General features: G+C 71.0%; 14 protein-coding genes. 1 reads left to right on the forward strand and 13 read right to left on the reverse strand.

Annotated elements, in window-relative coordinates; translation table 11 throughout:
• Positions 1–90 precede the first annotated feature (90 nt).
• Positions 91–1,011, forward strand: a complete 921-nt coding sequence (locus QJS31_RS21710; RefSeq protein WP_282778544.1) for a LysR family transcriptional regulator — start codon at positions 91–93, stop codon at positions 1,009–1,011.
• On the opposite strand, the gene QJS31_RS21715 is transcribed toward QJS31_RS21710, so the two are convergent.
• From QJS31_RS21715 to QJS31_RS21775, 13 genes are all read right to left on the reverse strand, one after another.
• Positions 963–3,521 (reverse strand): FtsX-like permease family protein, encoded by a 2,559-nt coding sequence (locus QJS31_RS21715; RefSeq protein ID WP_306357553.1) that lies wholly within the window; start codon positions 3,519–3,521, stop codon positions 963–965. The two genes, QJS31_RS21710 and QJS31_RS21715, sit on opposite strands and share 49 nt — an antisense overlap.
• Complete coding sequence (locus QJS31_RS21720) at positions 3,518–4,213, reverse strand: ABC transporter ATP-binding protein (protein WP_280357252.1); 696 nt, start codon at positions 4,211–4,213, stop codon at positions 3,518–3,520. Before QJS31_RS21720 ends, QJS31_RS21715 begins: the two co-directional genes overlap by 4 nt.
• Entirely contained in the window at positions 4,210–5,865 is a 1,656-nt protein-coding gene (locus QJS31_RS21725) for a class I SAM-dependent methyltransferase (protein WP_282778540.1), read from the reverse strand. Before QJS31_RS21725 ends, QJS31_RS21720 begins: the two co-directional genes overlap by 4 nt.
• 61 nt (positions 5,866–5,926) lie before the next feature.
• Positions 5,927–6,856, reverse strand: a complete 930-nt coding sequence (locus tag QJS31_RS21730; RefSeq protein ID WP_282778539.1) for a diacylglycerol kinase family protein — start codon at positions 6,854–6,856, stop codon at positions 5,927–5,929.
• Complete coding sequence (locus tag QJS31_RS21735; RefSeq protein WP_306357554.1) at positions 6,841–7,566, reverse strand: HAD family hydrolase; 726 nt, start codon at positions 7,564–7,566, stop codon at positions 6,841–6,843. The genes QJS31_RS21730 and QJS31_RS21735 overlap by 16 nt, the downstream gene beginning before the upstream one ends.
• A 2-nt stretch (positions 7,567–7,568) precedes the next feature.
• Positions 7,569–8,951, reverse strand: a complete 1,383-nt coding sequence (locus QJS31_RS21740) for a nucleotidyltransferase family protein (protein WP_306357555.1) — start codon at positions 8,949–8,951, stop codon at positions 7,569–7,571.
• Entirely contained in the window at positions 8,948–10,249 is a 1,302-nt protein-coding gene (locus tag QJS31_RS21745) for a pyridoxal phosphate-dependent aminotransferase family protein (protein ID WP_306357556.1), read from the reverse strand. The genes QJS31_RS21740 and QJS31_RS21745 overlap by 4 nt, the downstream gene beginning before the upstream one ends.
• Positions 10,246–12,939, reverse strand: coding sequence for a PEP/pyruvate-binding domain-containing protein (locus QJS31_RS21750; protein WP_306357557.1), 2,694 nt, complete (start codon positions 12,937–12,939; stop codon positions 10,246–10,248). The genes QJS31_RS21745 and QJS31_RS21750 overlap by 4 nt, the downstream gene beginning before the upstream one ends.
• Positions 12,936–14,306, reverse strand: coding sequence for a cytochrome P450 (locus QJS31_RS21755; RefSeq protein WP_306357558.1), 1,371 nt, complete (start codon positions 14,304–14,306; stop codon positions 12,936–12,938). Before QJS31_RS21755 ends, QJS31_RS21750 begins: the two co-directional genes overlap by 4 nt.
• On the reverse strand, positions 14,303–16,039 hold the full coding sequence (locus QJS31_RS21760; protein ID WP_306357559.1) for a fatty acyl-AMP ligase: 1,737 nt from the start codon (positions 16,037–16,039) through the stop codon (positions 14,303–14,305). The genes QJS31_RS21755 and QJS31_RS21760 overlap by 4 nt, the downstream gene beginning before the upstream one ends.
• Positions 16,036–16,281, reverse strand: a complete 246-nt coding sequence (locus tag QJS31_RS21765) for an acyl carrier protein (RefSeq protein ID WP_282778527.1) — start codon at positions 16,279–16,281, stop codon at positions 16,036–16,038. The genes QJS31_RS21760 and QJS31_RS21765 overlap by 4 nt, the downstream gene beginning before the upstream one ends.
• Positions 16,278–17,129 carry a hypothetical protein gene (locus QJS31_RS21770; protein ID WP_306357560.1) on the reverse strand — a complete coding sequence of 284 codons (852 nt, stop codon included), beginning with the start codon at positions 17,127–17,129 and terminating at the stop codon, positions 16,278–16,280. The genes QJS31_RS21765 and QJS31_RS21770 overlap by 4 nt, the downstream gene beginning before the upstream one ends.
• On the reverse strand, positions 17,126–22,960 hold the full coding sequence (locus QJS31_RS21775; protein WP_306357561.1) for an aminotransferase class III-fold pyridoxal phosphate-dependent enzyme: 5,835 nt from the start codon (positions 22,958–22,960) through the stop codon (positions 17,126–17,128). Before QJS31_RS21775 ends, QJS31_RS21770 begins: the two co-directional genes overlap by 4 nt.

Raw genomic sequence — 22,960 nt, forward strand, 5'->3', positions numbered from 1 at the left:
AATTCCAGGATGACGGCGGCGTTATCGACAAACAATTCGATTGTTTCTCGTCTCGCTCAACTATTTCGTCGAGTTTGCTACCGTCTGACGATGGGTACGGTCAGTGCGGTGCGGATGGAAACCTTTCTGGCCGTTGCGCGGCACAGCAGTATTCGCCGCGCGGCCGCGCAGCTGCACATCACCGAGGCCGCCGCATCGGCCGCCGTCGCGCACATCGAAAAGCAGTTGGGGGCGAAACTCATCGCCAAATCCGGTCGCGGCATCGCCCTCACCGAGGCGGGCCGCATCTACGCCGATTACTGCCGCAGCATTCTGGGCCTGATGAACGAGGCGCATGCGGCGGTGCAGCGAGCCGAGACCGGTCGGCTGCGCATCGGGGTGGTCGCCACCGCCGGGGAGTACGTGCTGCTGCGGCTGCTGGCGTCGTTCCGCACGCGTTATCCGGATGTCGAGGTGGGCTTGTCGATCCACCCGCGCGATGTGCTGTTCCTCGAATTGACCCATCACGAAACGGATCTCGTCATCGCGGGCAGGCCGCCCAGCGACGGCGGGCTGATCACCCGAGCGCTGCGCCCGAGCCGCCTGGTAGTGGTGGGCGCGCCGGGACAGTTCCCCGACCCGGCCACCGCGACCTGGCTGTTGCGCGGCAAGGGATCCGGCACCCGCGACACCACCCTGGCACTGCTGGACCGCCTGGAGATCGCGCCGCCCACCCTCACCCTGGGCACGCACGGCGCGGTGCTGGCGGCGGCACGAGAAGGGTTGGGCATCACCCTGATTCACAGCGATGCCATCGACGGCGACCTGGCCGAGGGCTCACTGCAACTGCTGGCGGTCGAGGGCACTCCCCTCGACCGCCCGTGGCATGCGGTCACCACCCGCACCCCCACCCCCACCGCCCGACTGTTCCTCGGGCACATCACCGATCCGAACGCGGTGGGGGCGGCGGCCTTCCGCCGCTGTCATTCCGAGCGCAGTACCTCCGCGGCCTCCAACCGTCCGGCCCGATAGGCCGGATAGAGGCTGGCCAGGGCCACCAGGGCGAGCACCGCCCCCGCGGTCACGAGCAGCGGTCCGGCGACGACGCCCCAGGCGAGTTGGAAGCCGTAGAACACCGGAGACGCGGTGGCCTGGAGCTGGATCAGGCCCAGCCCCCCGGCGGTGGCGAAGGCGACGGTCAGCCCGGCCAGCAGCGCCGCCTGCGCCAGCACCACGGCGCGCTCGGTGCCCACGGTGCTGCCGATGGCCCGCAGGACCGCGCGCTCGCGTCGCCGCTGCACCAGGGCGAGGACGAACACATTGAGCACGCTGATGCCCGCCGTGATCATCATGACGTAGCCGCTGATGGTGAACGGTTCGAAGAAGCGGGTGATGGCGCGTTCACCGGTTGCGCGCCAGGTGTCGTCGTCGTAGACCGACAGCCCCGCATCCAGTGCGAGGTAGTCCTCGCGGTGGGCGGCCGCGTCGGCGGCGGAGTCGTATCGGACGACCACCTGGTCCCGTACCGCCGCCCAGTCCCGTTCGGCCGTGGCCGCCGAGACCAGCACGATATCGCCGAGTGTGGAGTCGTTGACGACGCGCGGCCGGAACAGTCCCGCCACCCGGAATTCCTTGCGCCCCTGCGGTGTCGGCAGCGTCACGGTGTCGCCGACGCCGACGCCGAGATGTCCGGCCGCTACTTCGCTCAGTCCGATCTCCCCCGCGCCCATGCCACGCCACAGCGCTCGAGCGTCGGTGACGGTGTCGACCGCGGCCTCGGCGTACCAGCCGCCCGGGTCCACCCCGACCACGATGCGCGGTTCGGTGGTGGACGGGATCATGGCCGTCCACCGGGAGGTGGTCTCCCGCCCGCCGGCGGCCCGTTGGATCAGCTCGAAGGTGGCGGGCGCTATGCGTCCGCGCCGCTGGTCCAGGATGGCCTGCGGCGCGATGACGAGGGCGTCGGAAAGCCGCTGCGCCTTCTGCTCGGCCACTTGATCGGCCGCCAGCCGCTGCACGCTGGCGGAGCCGACCGCCAGGCTGGTGCCCACGGTCATGACGGCGACCGTGGTGGCGAACAGGGTGGCGTAGCGGCGGATGTCGGCGGCCACGAGCCGTCCGGTGCGCGGGTGGCGGCGGGCCAGCAGGCCGGTCAGGCCGGTGGCGATGCGCGGTGTGGCCCAGAGGGTGACGGCCGCGACCCCGGCCAGTCCGAGGAACAGCCCGCTGCTGCCCAGATTCAGGTCCACCAGGCCGCGTTGGAAGCGTTCCAGCAGGGCCACCGCACCCGCGATGGTGATCAGGCCGAGGATGAGCACCCACAACCGAATCCGGCGACCGCCGCGCACCACGCCGAAGCTCGACATGGCCGCCAGCGGCCCGTCGCGGACCAGTCGCCAGGCCGGTCCGGCCATGGCCAGCACCCCGCACAGCACGCCCGCGCCGAGGCCGAGGCCGATCAGCCCGAGACTCCATCCGACGGCGATCTCGGCCCCGGAACCGTCGAGCATGGTGCGGCCGAAACGGTCGATGAGGAAGTCGCCCAGCAGATATCCGCTGGGCACGGCCACAAGTCCGCCGATCGCCCCGATGACCGCGCCCTCGCCGAGGAACCCGGCCAGCAGCGAGCGCGGCGTCGCACCGATCGCGCCGATGGTGCCCATCACCGCTCGGCGCTCCTCGATGCTGAGCAGAATCGTATTGACCGCGATGAGGATTCCCACCAGGATCCCGCTCAGCGCCGTGAGGTTCAGGCTCTGCTTCGCGCCCGCGTAGACCACCGGGAGCTGTGGCCGCGGCGGTCCCGCGGTGGCCACGTCCGCCACGATGCGGTCCACGTCGGCGGCGATATCCGCACCCGGCGCGGGCAGCACGAACGCCGCCGTCACGAATCCGCTGCCGCCCAGCAGATCCGCGGCGCTGTCGGTGTCGGGGGCGAAGAGCACATGGCCACCGTTGATGCCCGCCACCCGATCGTATTCGGGAAAGGTCCAGCCCAGGTGTGCGCTCCCCGCGGGCTGGCCGGGAATGCGCACCTCGTCGCCGAGGCGCAGTCCGAGCCGGTCGGCGACCACGGCGGGTATCTCGAACGGCACTCCGGGCCCGTCGGCGGGGCGTTCGGTGCGCGCTCGCTGCTCGCAGTCGAACGGCCCCACCAGCAGCTCGATGGTGCACGGCGCACCCATGACGAAGAATCCGTGCCGCGTACCGCCCACCTCGAGCGGTGCCATGCCCGCGACGAACGGCACCACGGCCTCCGCCTCCGGGATCTCCGAACGCAGCCGCTGCACCACCGCCACCGGCAGCCGCCCGGCGACGGCGGGTGTCACCTGGATGGCGCGATCCCCGGCGTAGGCGGTGAGCGACGGTCCGAAGGCGTCGAAGGGCCGGGTCACTTCACGCTGCAACTGCACCATTCCGAGCACCAGCGTGACCCCGAGCGCCACCCCTATGACGCTGGAAATCGTTCTGCGCCAGTCGAAGAGCAGCGCGGTGAGATGGACCCGGCGGAAGCGGGCCCAGCCCGCCCCGACCCGCCTCACCGGTCCGGCTCCAGCGCCCGCTCGTCGGCCCGCCCGTCCACCAGGCCGATATGGCGGGTGCCGTAGGGCGAGGCCGCCGGATCATGGGTGACCACGATGACGGCGGTGTCGTTCTCCTCGGCGAGTTCGCGCAGCAGCGACAGCACCGCGTCGGAGGATGTGGAGTCGAGATTGCCGGTCGGTTCGTCGGCCAGCAGCAGCGCGGGCCGCGCCACCATGGCCCGCGCCACCGACACCCGCTGCATCTGACCGCCGGACAGCTCACCGGGCCGGTGCCGGGCACGGTCTCCCAGACCCACCCGCTCCAGCAGTTCCCGGGCGCGGGCATCCGCGGTACGCGCCGGGACGCCGTCGAGAACCAGTGGTAGCGAGACGTTCTCGACCGCGTCGAGCATGGGCACCAGATTGAAGAACTGGAAGACGAAGCCGAGGCTGCGGCGGCGGAAGGCCGAGCGCGCGGTGGCGCTCAACGCCCAGATGTCCTCCCCCCGCACGGTGACGGTGCCGCTGTCGGGTGCGTCGAGCCCGCCCGCCACATGCAGCAGCGTGGATTTGCCCGCGCCGGACGGGCCGGTGACGATCACGAACTCCCCCGCCGACACCGTGAGGTCCAGGTCGCGCAGCGCGTGCACCCGCTCCTCACCGCGCAGGTACGACTTCGACACCGCGCTCAGCTCCAGCAGCGCCGTCATGCCGGGGCCGCTTCCGTCGCGGGGCGCACCCGCAGCAGCAGCTGATGTCCGTTGCGAATGGTCTGCACCGGTTCCAGTCCGGCCCCGGCGACCAGCTCCAGCACCTGGTCGGCGGTGAAATTGCTGGTGATGGTGTTGGTTCCGACGAACCGCTCGATGAGCCGGTCCTTCCAGGGCACCCCGGGACTGGTCAGCACCGACAGCGACAGTTCCCCGTCGTCGGCCAGCAGCGCGGCCATATGCTTCAGCGCGAGCTGCGGCTCCGGGAAGACATGCAGCGCACCGTAGCAGCCCAGGGCCCGCACCGAGCCCGGTTCCAACCCGAGCGTGTTCACGTCCTGGATCAGCGACACCGCCCCGGGCACCCGGCGGAAACGTTTGGCGTTCTTGCGCAACATATCCGGGGACAGGTCCACGAACAGCAGCGGCGGCAGCGTGCGCACCTTCGCTGAGCGGATGGCGAAGGTGGTGAGGCTGCCGTCGCCGACGCCGATATCCACGAAGGCCGCGCCCCGCTCGGCGGCGGCCGCCAGCTGTCCGCCGTAGAAGCGCCCGAGTACGCCGAGTTTGCCGCTCCAGACGATCCAGAACACCAGCGTGGCCACGATCGGATACGCCTTGGAGTAAATGCGGTAGGCGAACCGCACCTTCTCACTGGCGATTTCGCGGCCGGTGTAGGTGTCGGCGGTGGCGTCGGCGTAGAGCCGCAGGCGGGTGTCGACCGGGCGCAGGCCGACCTCGCCCGCGGCGGTGACCAGTGCGCCGGTGTCGTCCTCACGCAGCGGTTGCCGGGTGATCGGATGGACGAACGGCGGCAGCGCGGCGATCGCGGAGTGATCGGCACCGGTCCCGGTCAGCCCGTAGTAGTCGCGCACCAGTCGCGCGTACAGGCCCGCGGGCAGCAGTCGGCGCGCCCAGAACGAGGACCGCACGTCCCGGCCCACCCGGTACACGGCGCGCGGGTGCCGCCGGGTCAGGGCGCGCAGCACGGCTGCGGCCACCACCTCCGGATCCTGACCGTTCGCCAAGTGTTCGGCATTGCGGCGGGCCACTTCGGCGCTGACGGCACGGTACACGCTCAACTCGTCACCGCCGCGCCGCGCCGCGGCGAGAATGCCGGTGCGGGTCCATCCGGGAATCAGCGTCACCACCTCGATTCCGAATGGCGCGGCCTCCATGCGCAGTGCCTCGCCGAGTTTCTCCACCGCCGCCTTACTGGCCGAGTACCACCCACCGAACGGCTGCGCGACACCGGCCGCGCCGGAACCCACCACCACGATCCGGCCGCTGCCCTGCCGGCGCAGCGCCGGCAGGACCGCCCGCGCCACCCGCGCGGTGCCGATGGCGTTCACATCCAGCAGGGCCGCGGCCTCGGCCGGGGTGGTCTCCTCCACCGCCCCGGCGAGTCCGTATCCGGCGCAGGTGATCACCGCGCGCACGGTGCGGTGCCGTTCCACGGCGTCGTCCACCCACAGCCGCACCGCCTCCTCGTCGCGCACGTCGACGGCCGCGATCGGGAACGGCGACCGCTCGGGCACCGCGACATCCGCGCCCACGACGCGGAAGCCGCACTCGGACAGCAGTTTCCCGGTGGCCAGGCCGATGCCCGAGCCCGCGCCGGTGATGAGCACCACGCCGGGTTGTTCTTTCATATCGCTCGTACTCCTTCTGTTCGACTGGGCGGCTGTCGAAGCGCCCGCTGGCGACTCCCGTTCAGGCGCACACCAGCAGCGCCCGAGGCAGCACCTCGAGGGTTGCGCCCTCCACGACGGTGATCTCGCCGTCGAGTTCGAGCGGGCTGGGATATTCGGGACGCAGATCCACCCGGGCCGACCGTTCGCAGCGCGCCAGGGCGGAAGCGCGGAAGCGCCCGCGGTACAGACCCGCGATGAGGCGCAGTACGGCGGGCCGGGAGGCCGCCGACCAGATGTTCACGTCGAACCGCCCGTCATCGGCGGTTACGCCTGTGTCGTAGCGCATTCCACCGGCGAAGTGCACGGACTTGAGCACGCTCACGGTGGTGACGGGCGCGTGCTGTCGCCACCCCTCGCCCCGGATATCCACGCGCAGCGGGTCGAAGGTGGCGATCGTACGCAGCGCGGTGTAGGCGATGGCCGCGTCGGTGTTGCGTGGTTTGAGCCACGCGGTGAGCCCGCCCGCCGCATTGAAATGGTGGTTGCCCGCCGCGACCAGGCCCATACTGGCGTTGAGCAGGAAGTAGCGGATCCGGCGGGTGCCGTCCGGCAGCAGCATGGTGGCCTTGCCGACATCCATGCCGCGCGCCCGCCCGAGGTCGGTGCGCGCGGGCACCCCGGCCAGCATCCGGTCCGCGGCGGCGGGTTTGTGAAAATCGTTGGAACTGCCCAACCCGATGGCCCCCAGCGCGATACGGGGATCGCGCGGCCGGTCGACGGCCGGGTCCATGAGCGCGTTGAGCACCAGCCCGACCGTGCCGTCCCCGCCCGCGGCGATCACCGCGTCGTGCCCGGCGTCGACGGCGGCGCGCACCGCCCTCTCCGCCTCGGCCGCCGAATCCGGTGCGGCCATGTCGATATCGGGTCGACGCTCGAGCAGCACCTGGCGCACCTGCGGCCATCGGGTGGCGGCTCCGCCCTTGGCGGTGGGATTCACGACGAGAAACACGAGTCCTCCGGTAGTCCGAGCCAATCGGCGAGACCGTGCCAGTCGCCGCCGGTGACGAGTTCGTTGTCGGTGCCGCCGTGCAGCAGGTACACGGGAATGCCGAGTGCGGTGGCGGGCGGATCCTTGACCGGGTCGTTGCCCACCATGACGCACTGCTCACCGGTGACACCGAGCAGCTCCAGCAGTTCGGCGTAGTACTCGACGCGGGGTTTGGCCCGGCGCATGGTCTCGCCACTGCATATGTGCGTGAAGACGACGGGATCAATTCCGCCCCAGCGCAATCGGTTCTCCGCCGTGCTGCGCGGCCACAGTGGGTTGGTCGCCACCACCTGCGTCACCCCGCGCTCGGCGAGCAGGTCCACCAGTACCCGTGCCGCCGGTACCGGACGGAAGCAGCGCCGCAGCCGGGGCAGCCCGGTGGCGGCCAGGGCACGGAATCGGCGGTCGGCCTCGGGAACCGAGACGGCCGCCCGCTCGGCGAGCAACCGCACCAGCAGCTCGTGGTTGGTGAGCTCACCGTCGTTGCGCCGCACCTGATCCAGGGTGGCGCGCAGCATGGGCAGAAATCGGTGCGGCGGCAGCACATCTCGGAAGGCGGCGGCGGCCACCAACGGCATGAGCACTCCGAAGGTCCGCTGCCGCAGCCCGACCAGGGTGCCGTCCAGATCCCACAGCACCGTGGTCACCCCCGGGCGTCCCGGTAGCGGCATGCTCACTCCTGACTGTCCGCGACCGCCCGCAGCTGTGCGGGGGTCATACCCACCCGAGCGGCGAACGCGGCCAGATCGACGGTGTCGCCGGTGGATCCGCGCACCGTGCGCGCGGCGCTGACCCCGAGATCGGCGACGGTCTTGGCCAGCGCGGCCGGAAACAGCCATCGACCCAGGTCGCGCTGGAACACCCGGGTGAGCCGGTAGGGCGCGGCCACCCGCGCCCCGGCCCGCGACAGCGGGTTGTCGGTGCGCAGCGAACTCATCCGCGCCGCCTCGTCACCGGGCACGAGCAGCAGATTGCGCCACAGCGCCGCGAACCGGGCCACCTTCTCCCCCAGCGCCTGGGTGGCGTTGAACTCCAGATACGCCTTCTCGATGGTGGCGGTGTGCGTGGACCGGCTGCGCAGCAGCGTGTGGATGTCGCGGGTCTTGCGGTCGACGTCGTAGCGGTAGAAGCGGTCGGTGTGCGGGCGCGTCCACGCCACCAGCGCGGCGATCCGCTCGTCCGGCACGAGCCGCTGGGTCAGCGACAGCGCGTGATAGACGAGATTGTGCGATCCGGCGGCGGTGACCGCCGCCCGCACCAGGCCGTAGTCCAGGTTGTCGCCCGCGTGGCGCACCAGATTCCAGATGTCGGCGAGCTCGCGCACCCCGGTCTTGTAGTACGGCAGGTGGACGCACAGGTGGTGCAGATTGTCCTCGTGCGCCATGGCCCAGGCCGGGACACCGTGGAAGTCGATGGGCCGCACCCGCTTCCAGATGGCGGCGTAGTCGATGGCGTACGGCGCGAGCGGCGTGATGAGCCCCCAGTGGGTGCCCACCACCAGCGCGCCGTCGCGGGAGACGAACGACGGCAGATGGTGCGAACGCCGCTCGCGCACCCGGGGTTCCTTGCCCAGCAGTTCCGAGACGCTGAACATGCCGAGATCCCGGTAGATCTCGACGGCGGCGTCGACCTGCTCGATATCGAGCAGAATGTCGATATCGTTCATGCGCTTGTAGTACGGGTCGCCGTAGACCTCGGACGCGAACAGCATGCCCTTGAGCACGACGCAGCGAATACCGGCCGTGTCGAACCGCCGCAGCAGCTCCTTGGCCCCCACCAGCCGCCGTTCGCTGGCCGCCGCGATCTCGTCGGAGATGGCCTGGAACGCACCCGCCAGCGGCACCCGGTCGAACAGGCCCTCGGCGGTGAGCCGACGCTGCACCAGCGGCACGGTCGCATTGCGCCGCGCCAGATGCAGCACCTCCACCCAGTCCATCTCCCCGCGGGCCAGGTCGCGCAACTGGGCGCGCTCGGCATCGGTGGGCGCGGCCAGGGCGGCGAGCACCAGCAGCCGTTCGGCGGGCGTGCCGCCCGCCGCGATGAGGGCGTCGGTCATCGGGAGGCTCCGATCTGGTCGGGGTGGAAGCCGAACCGGCGCGCCACCGCGTCGATCCGGTCGACGGCGACATCCAGGTGCTCGGTGCTCAGCGTGGCCATCATGGAGATCCGCAGCCGTTGCAGATCCCGTGGCACCGCCGGGAATTCGACACCGTTGACGAAGACGCCCGCCCGGTGCAGCGCGGCCACCACCTCGGCGACCGGCACGGTTGCGGGCAGGATGACGGGCACGATCGCCGTCACCGGGTCCACCGCGAACCCGCGCCGCCGCAGCGCCGCCGCGAAGTAGGCGGTATTGGCGTGCAGGGCCGCCACCCGTTCCGGGTGGGCCTCGATGAAGTCGATCCCGGCCAGCACCGAGGCGACCACGGCGGGCGACAGCGACGCGGAGAACATGTAGGAGCGGGCGAAGAAGCGCAGCGAATCCACCAGCGCCCTGCTGCCAGCCACGAAACCGCCGGTGGTGGCGAACACCTTCGAGAAGGTGCCCATGGCGATGTCGACCCCGCCGTCGAGCCCGAAATGTTCGGCCGCGCCGTGCCCGCGGGCGCCGAGCACCCCCGTTCCGTGTGCATCGTCCACGGCCAGCAGTGCGCCGAAATCGTCACAGAGAGAACGGATTTCGGGCAGCGGTGCGATATCGCCGTCCATGGAGTAGACGCCCTCCACGGCGACCACCACATTCGCGCCCGGATTGCGCCAGCGCACCTGCATGAGCCGGTAGCGCAGATGGTCGAGGTCGTTGTGGTCGAAGGCCATCGACCGCACTCGGCCCAGTTGGATGCCGTCGTAGAGGCTGGCGTGGTTCTGCTCGTCGTAGATCAGGATGTCGCCGCTGCGCAGCAGGCCGGTCACCCAGCCGACATTGGCGGCGAATCCGGAGGAGAAGAGCATGGCCGACTCGCAGCCCTTCACCGCCGCGAGCCGCTGCTCGAGCTCGAGATGGAGCGATGTGGTGCCATTGAGCAATGGCGGGCCGCCGCAGCCGATTCCGTACTTCCGGGTGGCGGCCACCGCCGCCTCGATGATCTCCGGTTCGTCGGCCAGGCCCAGATAGTTGTTGGACCCCAGCATGATCACCTCGCGGATGTCCCCCGTCTCCGGGTCCCGCGCCCGCACCACGGGTCCGGCGGGGCCGGTGATCTCGCGCAGGACGAATCCCATGCCGCGCACCCGCTCCACATAGGGGCGGAAGTGTTCGAAACGCTGGTCGAAGGAGTGGGCGTCGGTGTCGAGATAGTGCTCCAGGGTGAAGTTCTCGGCATGTCCGGTGGGGTGGGAGTCGAGCGAGGTCATGCGGAACCCTTTCGTGCGATGAGCGTGACGGTGCCCGCGTGGCCGTCGAGCATCACGGTGTCGCCGTCGGCGATGCGCCGGGTCGCCTGCGGCACGCCGACCACGGTGGGGATGCCGAGTTCGCGGCCGATGATGGCGGTGTGCGAGAGCAGGCTGCCCTTCTCACTGACCAGCCCGCCCGCGGCCACCATGAGGAACACCCAGCCCGGGTCGGTGGTGGCGGCCACCAGCACTCGGCCGTCGGTGACGGCGGCGGTGTCGGGTTCGGGCAGCACCAGCGCCGGTGCCTGGACCCGGCCCGGCGCGCAGCCGATTCCGGTGAGGACGGCCGCGTCGTCGAAGGCCAGGAATTCCGGTTCGGGCGTGTGCGCGGCCGCGATTCCGGCGGTGACGATGCGCGAGGGAGCCGCCTGCGCCCGCCAGATCTCGTGGTCGCGTGTGCGGGCGGCCACCAGGTCGCGGGGCTGGGCGGTGACGGAGGTGCCGCGGGTGAGGGCGGCGATCTCCTCGTAGGTGAGATAGAAGACATCGCGCGGTTCGTCGAGCAGCCCGGCCTCGTGCAGCTGTGTCCCCAATACGCGGAACACCCGCTTGACCATGCCGAAGCAGCGGCTGCGCCCCAGGCGCATATTCTCGCGCTGCTTCACCGTGGCGCGGGCCTGGGCCAGCACCAGGCGCACGAGCAGCCACCGCAGGGGTCGGCCGCGCAGGGCGCGGCGCAGCCGCACCTCCGCCTCCCGGCGGATGCGCCGTTCCTCGGCGGTCATGGTCCGGAAGTCGATATCGCGGCGAATATAGTTGCGCAGCACCGGAATCAGCTTCTCCGGATGCTGTTCCAGCGAGTCCGTCTCCAATTTCAGTTCGTCCACGGTGCGGTCGCCGTAGGCCGCCAGATGCGCACGGTAGGCGGCCAGGAACTCGGTGTGGGCGTCGTCGTGCAGCTCCGCCCACACCCGCGCCGGGTCCCGATCGCTGTCGATCAGCGCGCGCAGGGCGGGATCGGCGGCCGCGCGGGTGGCCAGCGCCAGTGCCGAGCGCACCGGTTCGACGCTGTCCACGCCCTCCTCGCCGCAGAACAGTTCGTTGCGCAGGGTGTCCGGATTGTCGACACCACTGTCCTGCAACAGTTTTCCGAGCGCGTGGAACAGTTGCTGGGCGATGAAGTCGTTGAAGATCTGCACCGCGTAGGCGGGAACCAGATCACTGATCACGCGGTCGAGCCAGGTCAGCAGTGCGTGCGGGGTGCGCTCCCGATCCGGGGTGGCCGGGTCGAGGCGGTGGTCGAGATCGGCGCGGAACCGGTCGAGTTCGGTGAAGAAGTGCGCCAGTCGGCGCGGCAGCCGGAACCAGCCGAGCAGCAGTATCAGCACGACTCGCGCACGCAGCAGCAGGGTGCGGGCGCGAGCCCAGGCGCCCGCCGGTGGTGCGGGCCGCCGGTAGCGGTTCTCGATGCCGAGCGCGGCCTCCCAGCCCTCGATGGCGAAGTCCAGGCCGGGAATCCGGAGGAACAGCCGATACCAGTTGCTGATGTTGTAGTAGATCCGGCCGTGCCAGGTGCCCACCAGATACGGGTAGAGATCGGCGGCACCGGCGCGCACGGTCGCGCGTCGTGCGCCGAAATCCCGGTGGCAGACCCGGAACACCTGCTCGTAGGCCAGCCGCACGATCGAGAAGGTCAGTGGACTGGATACGCCCGGATAGGACTCGGCCACATTGACGTTGTCGAAGATGGTCTCCTGCGCGCCGGTCGCGGTGACCGGCCGCGTTTGCAGCAGGTGGATTCGGCCCGCGCGGTCGATGGCCCATTCCACGTCCTGCGGGGCGTCCAACCGCTCGGCCAGCTCCACCGCCAGCCCGGTGAGTTCGAGCACCTGGGCGTCGGTGAGGGCCGGTGCGTCGACCGGCGGCACGGCGGTGACCGCGGTGCCGTCCGCCGTCGGCAGGACCGCGCTGGACTTCTCGCCGATGCTGCGGGCGGTGACGGTGCGGGAGCGGGTGTCGACGAAGTAGGTGTCGCAGTCCACGGTTCCGGAGACCACGCCCTCCCCCAGCCCCAGGCCCGCTGAGACCACGGCCTCGCCTGGATCGCCATTGCGCGGATTGCAGCTGAACACCACTCCGGCGGTGGCGCTGTCCACCAGTGTCTGCACGATGACCGCCGTGTCGGCGATGGCATTGCCCAATCCGCGCCGCACGCGATAGAACAGCGCCCGCTGTGAGTACGCCGACGCCAGACAGGCCAGCACGGCATCCGGTACCGCCTCGGGCGCGACATTGAGCAGGGTGTCGAGCTGTCCGGCGAAGGAGTCGATGGCCGAATCCTCGCCCCGCGCCGACGACCGCACCGCCAGCCGACCCGCCCCCTCGAGCTCGGTGAGCCGCCGGTGCAGGTCGGCGGCGAGATCGTCGGGCAGCGACAGCGCGGTCACCAGCTCCGCGATAGCATCGGCGGTGTCGCGCAACGACTTCGGATCCTCGGCATCGAGCGCACCGAGCAGCGCGTCGAGCTCGTCGCGCACCGGTTCGAGAATGCGGGCGCAGGCCGCGGTGGTGAGCACACAGAAGGCCGGTACCCGATACCCGTGCCGGTGCAGCCAGGCCAGGTTGGCGGCCTTGTGCCCGATGAGGGCCGGGTCCAGTCGGGCGGCGGCGGTCGCGTCGGCGACGGCGGCCAGTTCGGCGGCGGTCACAGGTCACCTCCGGTGGTGCGGCGGCGCAGGCGCACCAGCACGGGATCGGGAAGATTGGAGATCTGCGGGTTCTCCCGCACCCGCAGTCCGCCCGCGAGTTCGATGTCGTAGCGGGACAGCAGCATGGCCAGCCCCGCCCGGGCCTCGACCAGCGCCAGATGCCGCCCCACGCACAGGTGCGGGCCCCAGCCGAACGGGAAGTAGTGGAACGGCGAGCGGTCCCGGGCGGCCGCCGGGAGGAAGCGGTCGGGATCGAAAACCAGTGGCGCGGACCAGAACTGCGGTAGGCGCTGATTCACGAACGGGCTGATCACGACGATCGATCCGGCGGGCAGGTCGAAGCGGTCGAAGCTGTCGGCCGCCACGGGGGTGCGGCTGAAGGCCCAGGCGGGCGGATGCAGCCGCATGGCCTCGTCGAGGGCGCGGCCGGTCAGATCGAGGGCGGTGAGGGCGTCGGCGGTCGGCGGGCCGCCCGCCAGTCGCCCGTCGATCTCGTCCACCACATCGCGCAGCACCGTGCGATTGCGGCACAGCTCGTACACGGCCCAGGCGATGGCCCCGCCGGTGGTTTCGTGCCCGGCGAGCAGGAAGGTCAGCACCTCGTGGCGCAGCTGGGTGTCGTCCATGGCGTGCCCGTCGTCGTCCCGCGCGCTCGACAGCCGATCCAGCAGGCTGCCGGAGCCGGTGCGGTGTCCGGCGATGACCTCGTCCACCACCCGGTGCAGCCGCGAAAGCACTTGCCCGAACGCGCGATTGGCCGGGGTCGGCACCGACGGCGGCAGCGGAACGGGTGCCGCCATGTGTCGCATGACCCAGTCCACGCCGTGGCGCACATCGTCCTCGATCTGCGGCAGCACATCGTCCACGTCCGCGCCGAGCACCGCACGGCACACCACGTCGGCGGCGAAGCCGAGCACCTCCGGCACCAGGTCCACGATCTCGCCGGTATCGGCGTGGCGGTCCAGCCGCGCGGCCATGCGCTGTCCGCACTCCACCATGAGCGGCACCTCGTCGAGAACGTGCCGGCGGTGGAAGACCGGTTTGATGAGCGCTCGCTGCCGCTGCCACAGCTCGCCCTCGCTCACCAGCAGGCCGGGGCCGAGCAGATGGTGCAGGCTCGTATAGCTGATGCCTTTGCGGTAGTTGTCGGCATTGGTCATCATGACCTGCCGAATGTGGTCGGGGTCCACCAGCAGATACAGCTGTTCGTGGGCGAGCCGGATGCGCACGCTGCCGCCGTGCGCGTACGCCTGCTCGTAGAACAGCGTCAACGGGTCGCGCCGATAGTCGAGATACGCACCCAGCGGATGGCGGTAGGACGGTCCGGGCAGGCGGCGGCCGGTGTCCCGGGCGAGCAGCGCGGTCACGGTGTCTCCTTGGTGGCGACGAACCGCGCGCGGGCCGCCGCGCGCTGGATCTTGCCGCTGGTGGTCTTGGGCAGAGCGCGCGGCGGCACCAGATGCACCGCGTCGGCCAGCACGCCGGTGCGGGAGCTGACGGCGGATCGGATCGCCAGCCGCAGCGCGTCCTGCTCGGCAGTGTCCACGTCGGTTTCCACGATCAGATGCAGACCTTCGGAATGCGCGTCGGCCGTGCGGTATCCGACCGCCGCCACCCCGCCCAGCCGGACACCGGGCACGGTCTGCGCGGCCTGTTCGAAATCGGAGGGGAAGTAGTTGGCCCCGCGGATGATGATCAGGTCCTTGCGGCGGCCGGTGATCCGCAGCCCGCCGTCCCGCAGATAGCCGAGATCGCCGGTGTCCCACCAGCTCCCGTCGACCACGCAGGCCGCCGTGGCGTCGGGCAGCTGGAAATAGCCCGGCGTGCGGGACGGCCCGCGGAACTGCACCGCGCCGAGCACATTGTCGGCGCAGGGCCGTCCCCGCTCGTCCACGACGCGGATCTCGGTGCCGGGCACCGCCGGACCGCAGTCCACCACCCGCACCGCATCGGGGGCGTCCGCGGGCACGTCGACCACGCGGGCCTCGATCGCCAGCCGGTCCCGGGAGACGGTGTCCACGCGCAAGGTCGCGCGCGGCCGGTTCACGGTGATCGCCAGTGACGCCTCGGCCATGCCGTAACAGGGCACCACCGCGTCGCGCGGTAGTCCCCAGGCCGCGAAGCGGTCGGTGAACAGGCGCAGCGTGTCGGCCTGGATCGGCTCGGCCCCGCAGAACAGGAACCGCCACCGCGACAGGTCGACCCCGTCGAGATCTTCGTCGCGCACTCGCAGCGCGGCGTAGCCGTACCCGAAATTCGGTGCGGCGGCGACGGTTCCGCCGTAGTCGCTGACATTGCGCAGCCACTCGGCCGGTGCCCGCAGAAAGCGGTTGGGCGGCATGAGTACCGCGCCCGCTCCCGCGAACAGCGGGGTCAGGGTGCCGCCGATGAGTCCCATATCGTGGTTGAGCGGCAGCCAGCCCGCCCAGTTGTCCCCGGGTCCCAGTCCGCACACGCGGGTGATCTGCTCACAGTTGGCGGCGAGATTGGCGTGGGTGATCACCACGCCCTTCGGGATGCCGGTGGAGCCCGAGGTGCATTGGATGAATGCCGGATCGGAGCCGTCGGGCAGCCGGGGCTCGGCCTCCGGCGCGCCCGCGGTCACCGCACGCGCGTGCAGGTCCACACCGTTCGCCACGATCGTTCCGGTGGGCCGGTGCGCGCCGAGCGCGTCGAGCACATCGGGGGCGGCCACCAGCGCGGCGGGAGCCAGATACGCGACCAGCCGGGCGAACTTGTCCGCGAACAGCCCGCGGCCGCCGAAACCGCTCGGCGGCGCGACCGCCACCGGGATCGCGCCCAGCAGCTGCGCGCCGAAGAACGCGGTGATGAACTCGGTGCCGGTGGGCAGGCACAGCATGACCCGATCACCCGGGCGCACGCCGTAGTCCGCCAGGGCGGCGGCGCTGCGCCGGGCCGCACGGGCCAGGGCGGCATAGTCCAGTACCTCGGATTCGCCCGGTGCCGCGACGAAAACCACTCGGGCCGTGTGTGATTCGTCAGCCGCAGGCGACTCGTCGGTGAGATGGTCGAGCAGTGCGTGCACGATACTCGGATGTCGGGGCCGCAGGGCGGCGGGTGCGGCGGCGGTGCGGGTCATCGGATGGTCTCCCGGACGTGCTCGGCGATGCGGTCCACCGTGTCCAGCCGGGCCGCCACGGCATCGGGAATGGTGATCCCGAAGGCGTCCTCGAGCCGCATGGTGAGGTCGATGGAGGTCGGCGAGTCCAATCCGTAGTCGACGAGCGGTGTGCCGCCCTCCAGATCGTCGGCCGCGACCCAGAGCGCCTCGGCCACGATGGCGCGTACCCGGGCCGCGACCGAATCCTGTGTCGATGTCATGCGAACAGCCGTCCTTCCTCGACGCAGCGGCGCACGGATTCCTCGAGGTCCACGCCGTCGGCGGTGTCGATGCGGTGGAAACGCAGGTCCGGAAAGGCCGCGGGGAGGAGCTGCTGCGCGCGCTGGTAGCCCTTGCGCAGTTCCGCCAGCAGTTCCGGCGTCTCGTGGGATTCCCGCGTGCCCCCGCCCACCCGGGCGGCGCAGCGGGCGGCGGCCTGCTCGGGCGGCACGTCGAGCCACAGCACCGCATCCGGCAGGCTGGTTCGGCACCGCCGCGCGAACGCCGGTACCGCCGCATCCGGTTCCAGCTGAACGAGTGTGGACACCTCACCGAGCAGGTTCCAGATATCGGGGTCGGTGCCCAGGCGCGCCGCCTCGCCCGCGTACCAGGCGAGGATGTCGTCGAGGGTGCCGGGCGCGTGCCGATCCAGCACGTCGCGCACCTGCGCCTCGCGAGCGCGCGGATCGGTGTCCAGATCGGCGAGCAGTACGTAGAACGGCCCGTAGACCAGTGTTTCGACGAGCGGATGCCGCTCGCACACCAGCACGTCCGGTGCGAAGGTGTCCACGAAGAACCGTTCGACCGGCCCGAACAGGGTCATCTGGAGATACAGCGCGATGGCCTTGCACTCCAGGCTGCCGATCTCGTCGCAGCCGTCGCTGAACGCCTTGAGCTGCTGCGAGAGTCGATGCAGCGGGGCATTCGCGGTGGTGTGGAAGTCCGGGCAGGTCATACTGCCGAAGCCGCGGTCGCGCGGGGCCAGCTCGCGCAGGCGCGCCAGCACCGAGGATTTGCCGCAGCCGTCGATGCCGACCAGGGCGATGCGGCGGGTGGGGTTGTCGTTCACTGCTCCGTGCTCCGCAACTGCTCGAGAATGGTGGTGGTGATGTCACCGGCCGGGGCGGTGCCGTCCAGTTCGGTCCAGCCCAGTTCGGCCGACAGCCCCGCGAGGGCATCGTGGCTGCGCTGCTGGAACTCGAGGAATTCGTGCTCGTCGCCGTAGCCGCTCTCGTAGTCGCTGCGTTTACGCTTGCGCGCCAACGCGTCCCGCGGGCTGATGCGCAGGTGGAAGGTGAGGTCGGGCTCCGGGAAACCGGATGCCAGCGCGCGCAGGACCGCCGGATCGCCGCCGTGCGCCACCTCGGTGGCGAAGTACTTGTACCAGTACGAGTTCATGAGCACGACGTCCGGACCGCGCCGCGCGGCGAGATCGAGCGCCAATTGCATGGCGTGATAGAGGAAATGGGTCCGGCTGAGCGGGGTGAGCACCTTCAGGTAGCCGTAGATGGCGTCGGGTCGGTCGAACGGCAGTTTGGCCGACACCGCGGGGTCCAGGAAGGCATCCCAGATGGTCACCGCCGCCACCGTCTGCCCCTGTGATTCGAAGACGCTCGCCAGCCGCGCCACCTGGGTGGTCTTTCCGGAGCCGTCGCCGCCGGCGATGCAGATCATCCGTTTGCGCGGCGACAGCGTCCGGACCGCCGGGCGGTCGGGGTGGGTTCGATCGGTCATGAGAGCGCCTCCTGATCGTGCGCGAGACGTAGTGGGTGTCGACCCCGGATCGGGTAGCGCCGCTACCGGACGTGGGGTGGCGGGCGCGGTATCCGCGACCCGCTCGGGCGGGGCGGTGTCGAGCAGGGTGACGGTGCCCGCGCCGCCGTCGATCCGGAGCCGCTGTCCGGAGCGAATGGCGGAGGTGGCGCCGGGAACATTGAGCACGGCCGGGATGCCGTACTCGCGGCCGATGACGGCGGCATGCGAGAGCAGTCCGCCGACCTCGGTCACGACGCCGGTCACCAGGCCCAGCGCCGGGGTCCAGCCGGGATCGGTGAACCGGGTGACGAGAATGTCGCCGGGGCGCAGGTCGGCGATCTCGGCGAGTGATGCGATGACCCGCGCGGGGCCTTCCACCACGCCCGCGCTGCACCCCAGCCCGGTGAGCACGCCGTCGCCGGCTTCGGTGTGCGAGACCGTCACGCCGGGGCCGAGTTCGTGCGGCGGCACCAGGTCCCGGTAGCCGTCGTACATGGCCCGCCGGTACCGGATCGCCGCCGCCAGCTCGTGACCGCCGCGGAAACCCTGTGCCAGATCGGCGATCTCGTGGATGTCGAGCATGTACACATCGGCCGGGTCGGCGAGGGCTCCGGCGGCGTGCAGCCGTGTCCCGGCCTCGACCACGTAGGCGCGCACGATGGCGTAGCAGCGGGAGGAGAAGTCCCGCATCAGCTCCCGCGCCACCAGGTACCGGCGGGCCAGCGCCAGCTGCCGGTCCAGGCTGCGCGCGAAGCGAACCCGGGTGCGCGGATCTGCGCGCACTCGCGCCCGCACGGCCGCCGCCTCGGCGTCGAAGCGGGCCCGCTGCTCGGTGAGCGACCGCTCCGGATCGGCGGGCGGGGTCCCGGCCGCGAGCATCGACGCGATCATGTCCCGAACTCGTGCGGGCTCCTCCGACCAGCGCGGGCAGGTGATATCCAATTCCCTATCGGCGTGGAAGCCGTGTTCGTCCAGGAACTCCCGCAACGCCCGCCGCCCCGCCTCACCGTCCAGGCCCTCGGCGTCCGCCACCCGGTACAGCCCGACAATGCCGCGCTGCATGGCCATATGGCTCACCTCGGCCAGCCCGCCGATGAGCGCCAGCACCTGGGTGCTGCCGCCGGTGGCGGCGTCGACCTTGGCGAGCAGCGTCTTGAAATCCGATTGGACGGTGGTGTTGTGGTAGATCGTGGTGAAGTAGGCGCGTTCGGTGGTGGCGTGGAACGACAGCAGACAGTCCACCAGTTCCGCGGTGAAGGTCGCGGTGTCCACGCTCGGCAGTCGCGCCGCCCGCTCCCGCCAGCGCGCGTACTTGGCCTCCCAGCCGGCGGCGAACCGCTCCACCTCCGTCAGTTGCCCGGTGGTGAACCGCCGCAGTGCCAGCGCGGTCGGTACCGCGCGGGCCACCGTCAGCGCGTTCGTGGGCGTGCGGTCCGGCCCGTCCGGCCCGTAGTCCACGTTCACGCCCAGATCGGCGTCGAAGATGCGCTCGTCGTAGCCGGGCACGCCCGCGTAGGCCCGCTTCACCGCCGCCACGTTCCAGTAGGCGCGGCCGTAGTGCATGGCCATCCAGGCGGGTTCGTCGTCGAGCAGTCCCAGCCGGGTGAAGAATCGCTGCATGGACGCCTGGAAGGCGTTCTCGTACAGCGAGAACATGAGCGGGGTGCAGACGCGGGCGGAGACGCCGCCGTCACGGAAGTCGGCATCGGTGAGCTGTTCGATATCGGTGCGCCAGGCGATGGCGGTGACGGCTCGCGATTGCAGCAGCCACAGCCGTCCGTCCGTTCCGACGGCCCATTCCACATCCTGCGGTCGATGCCGGAATGCCTGGACCCGCACCAGCATTCGGGTCAGTTCGGCGATCTCGGCGCCATCCAGTAGCACCGGTTCGTCGCCCTCGCTGCGCTGCACCACCGTGCCGTCGACCAGCCGGACCGTGAGCCGCAGCGGTGTCACGTGTCCGGACACCAAGCGCTCCCCCAGCCCGGCGCAGCACTCCACGACCGCGTGTTCCTCCCTGCCCGTGATCGGGTCGATGGTGAAGCCCACACCGGCGGTGCGGGATTCGACCATGCGCTGCACCAGCACCGCCACCCGCGCCCGGGCCGGATCGAAACCGCGGCGTTCCAGGTAGCCGCGCACCCGGTCGTTGTGCGCCGAGGCCCGGCAGTCGGCGATGCGGCGGCGCAGCGCGTCCCGATCGCCGATCTCGAGGTAGGTCTCGTACTGTCCGGCGAAGCTGGCGTCGTCGAGGTCCTCGAGCACCCCGCTGGAGCGCACGGCCACCGGGTAGCCGCCGACGGCCGCGATGAGCGCATCCAGTTCGGCATCGGTCAGCAGGTCCGGATCGGTGTCGCCGGGAATCACGAAGCCCGGCGGCACCGGGAATCCGGCGGCGGTGAGTTCGTGCAGGGTGGCCGCCTTGCCGCCCGCGGCCTCGATCCGGAAGTCGGGTGCGCCCAACAGCATGGGAACGGTCATGGTGACTCCTCGCGGTGCGAGCGGTGCGGGCACGATCCGCTGCCGCCGCGCCAGCTCGGCCGCGGCCCGCACCCCGGCGACGGTCAGCGCGCCGTAGGACGGGCTCGGCGTGTCCGGTTCGAAGCCGAGGGCGATGGTCTCGGCCATACAGGCGTAGAGGGTGCCCGGCGGCAGCTTGGCGCCCGGGAAATCGGGGACCTGATCGTCCGGCAGGCGCATGCGGCCACCGGACAGCACGGTGACCCCGGGCAGCGCGGCGGCACCGGGATCCACATCGCCCGGGACCGCGAGGTCGTAGACGAGGACGGGGTGGTCGGTGGGCAGCTGGTCGGCCGTGAGCACCGGGGTGGCCGCATTGGTGGCGGTGACGATCAAGCGGCAGTCGCGCAGCGCGGTCATATCCTCGCGCACCGCGACCCGGTCCGGATCGCCGAGCCGCTCGGCCACGGCCCGCAGCCGTCGCGCGGAACCGCGCCGACCCACCAGCAGTAGCGAATCGACGTGCGGGAGTAGTAGTTCCGCCATGACCGCCCCGATATTGCCGATGGCTCCGACCACGGCGACGCGGCGCTCCCCGGCGGGCAGCGCCGCCAGCTCCCGGCGCATGAGCTCGTAGGCGCACGCGGCGGTGAGCGAGTTGCCGGAGGTGATGCGGGCGGTGTCCTCCACCACGGCGCGGGCGGCGTCGGTGACGATCGAGGTGTAGCCGCCCAGACCGATCACACCGGCCCCCGCGCCGATCGCGAGATCCACCGCGTCGAACACCACATCCCGCAGCCATGCGCCCTCGCCGTCGCGCTGGATGGTGACGGCCTGCTGTGCCGAGAACGGCACGGCGATCATGGCGACCTCGACTTCGGCCCCCGATACCGACCGGATGCGTTGCCGGGTGACCTCGAAGGGCCGCAGCACGCCGCGCAGCCGCTCCATCAGGGCCTCACACTGATGGTCGGACCACGCGGCCAACTCCGGTGCCAGCAGCCGCAGATCCCCCGGGCGTTCCAGATTGGCGAGGAAGGCGACGCGCGGCGGGCCGTCGAGTGCGGTGGCGGGCTCGGGGCAGCGGCGCTCGGGATCGGGTGTGTGCGCGGGCAGCGGGGTCGGATGCGCGGCGGGCCGGGTGAGATGGTCGAGCAGGGCCGCGTAGTCCGCGCGGTGCAGCAGGTCGGCCACGGCCTCGAAGGCCGTCGCGATGCGGTCGATATCGGCGACGCCGAGGTACGCCGACGGCTGCACCCGCAGCGTGGCGGGGGCGGACAGGGTCGGCAGCACCCGGATGCCGTGCCGGTGCAGGAGATGTCCGGCGACCAGATACCCGAACCATTCCTCGTCCAGGAACTCGCGCAGTATGGGCGATGCCGGTCGGGGCGGGCGCAGTTCCACCGCCAGCAGCAGCCCGCGCCCGCGCACCCCGGTGATGACATCCGGTCGGCGGTCGGCCACCGCGCGCAGCCGATCGCGCAGCCGGGTACCGGTGGCGGCGATGCGCGGCAGCAGTTCGGGTATCAGATCCAGTGCCGTACAGGCGATCTCGGACGAGTAGTCGTCCTCGGCGAAGGTGGAGGTGTGCTGTCTGCCGAACTCGGGCAGATACCGATCGCGCTGGACCAGCAGCGCCGAAAGCTTGGCCAGACCGCCGCCCAGCGCCTTGGACAACAGGTAGTAGTCCGCGGGCACACCCGAGGGCTCGGCGGCCAGGAAGGTGCCGGTACGGCCCATGCCGCTCTGGATCTCGTCGAAGACCAGGGCGGCCCGGTGACGATCGGCCAGGGCGCGGACGGCGCGCAGCACGTCGTCGGGCAGCTCGTACACGCCGCCCTCGCCCTGCACGGGTTCGACGAAACACGCCGCCAGCCGGGACGCGTGCCGGACGGTCGGCACCGGCGCACCGGATGGGCCGAAAGATATGTCGCAGAAGGTGATTCGTTCGCCATCCAGAGACAGTTCGAGGGTGCTCGGCGCGGTGGCGTCCAACCGGACCACCTCGGGTCCGAACAGCGGGCGGCCGTCGTCGGCGGCCCGGTCGGTGAGCACCGCCGCCGCGGCGGTCTTCCCGTGGAAGGATCGCGTCAGCGCCACGAACAACGGTGCGCGTTCCCGCAGTGCTGTCACGTCGCTGATCGATTGGGCGAGAAGGGATTCCACCGATGCATCCCACGGAGCGGGCAGCGGTTGCCCGGCCAGACCGTCACGTCGGGCGCGGCGCAGGGTCCGCTCCAGGTCCGCCCGCACGGCCGACAGGTACCGCGACCGTTCCAGCGCGGCGTGCTTGACGGCGGCCTCCACCGCCTCGGCTCCCGTGGACGCCAGTGTGACCACGTACTCGGCCCCCGTCGATGCCCCGACCAGGGCGGACAGGCGCGCACTCAGCCGGGCGGCGCCGGCGCGCACACTGCCCTGCACCGCGAACGGCCGCCGTGCCTGCAATGCCGTCTCCGCCGCGCGGATCAGGGCGGGATGGTTGTGGCCGAACAGTCCGGCCCCGTGTCCGCCCACGAGATCGAGTACCGCGCGGGCGGCAACGCCGCCGCCACCATCCAGCGTGGCGGGGACCAGCGTGTCGTACTCGGCCGCGCGGTAGTCGGCGTCGAGATGGAAGGCCCGGAGCAGCCGGGTTATCTCGGGCCGGGCGTAGCGGCCGTACACATCACTCGGATCGGCCAT

Source organism: Nocardia sp. CC213A (assembly GCF_030766805.1).
Taxonomy (GTDB): Bacteria; Actinomycetota; Actinomycetes; order Mycobacteriales; family Mycobacteriaceae; genus Nocardia; species Nocardia otitidiscaviarum.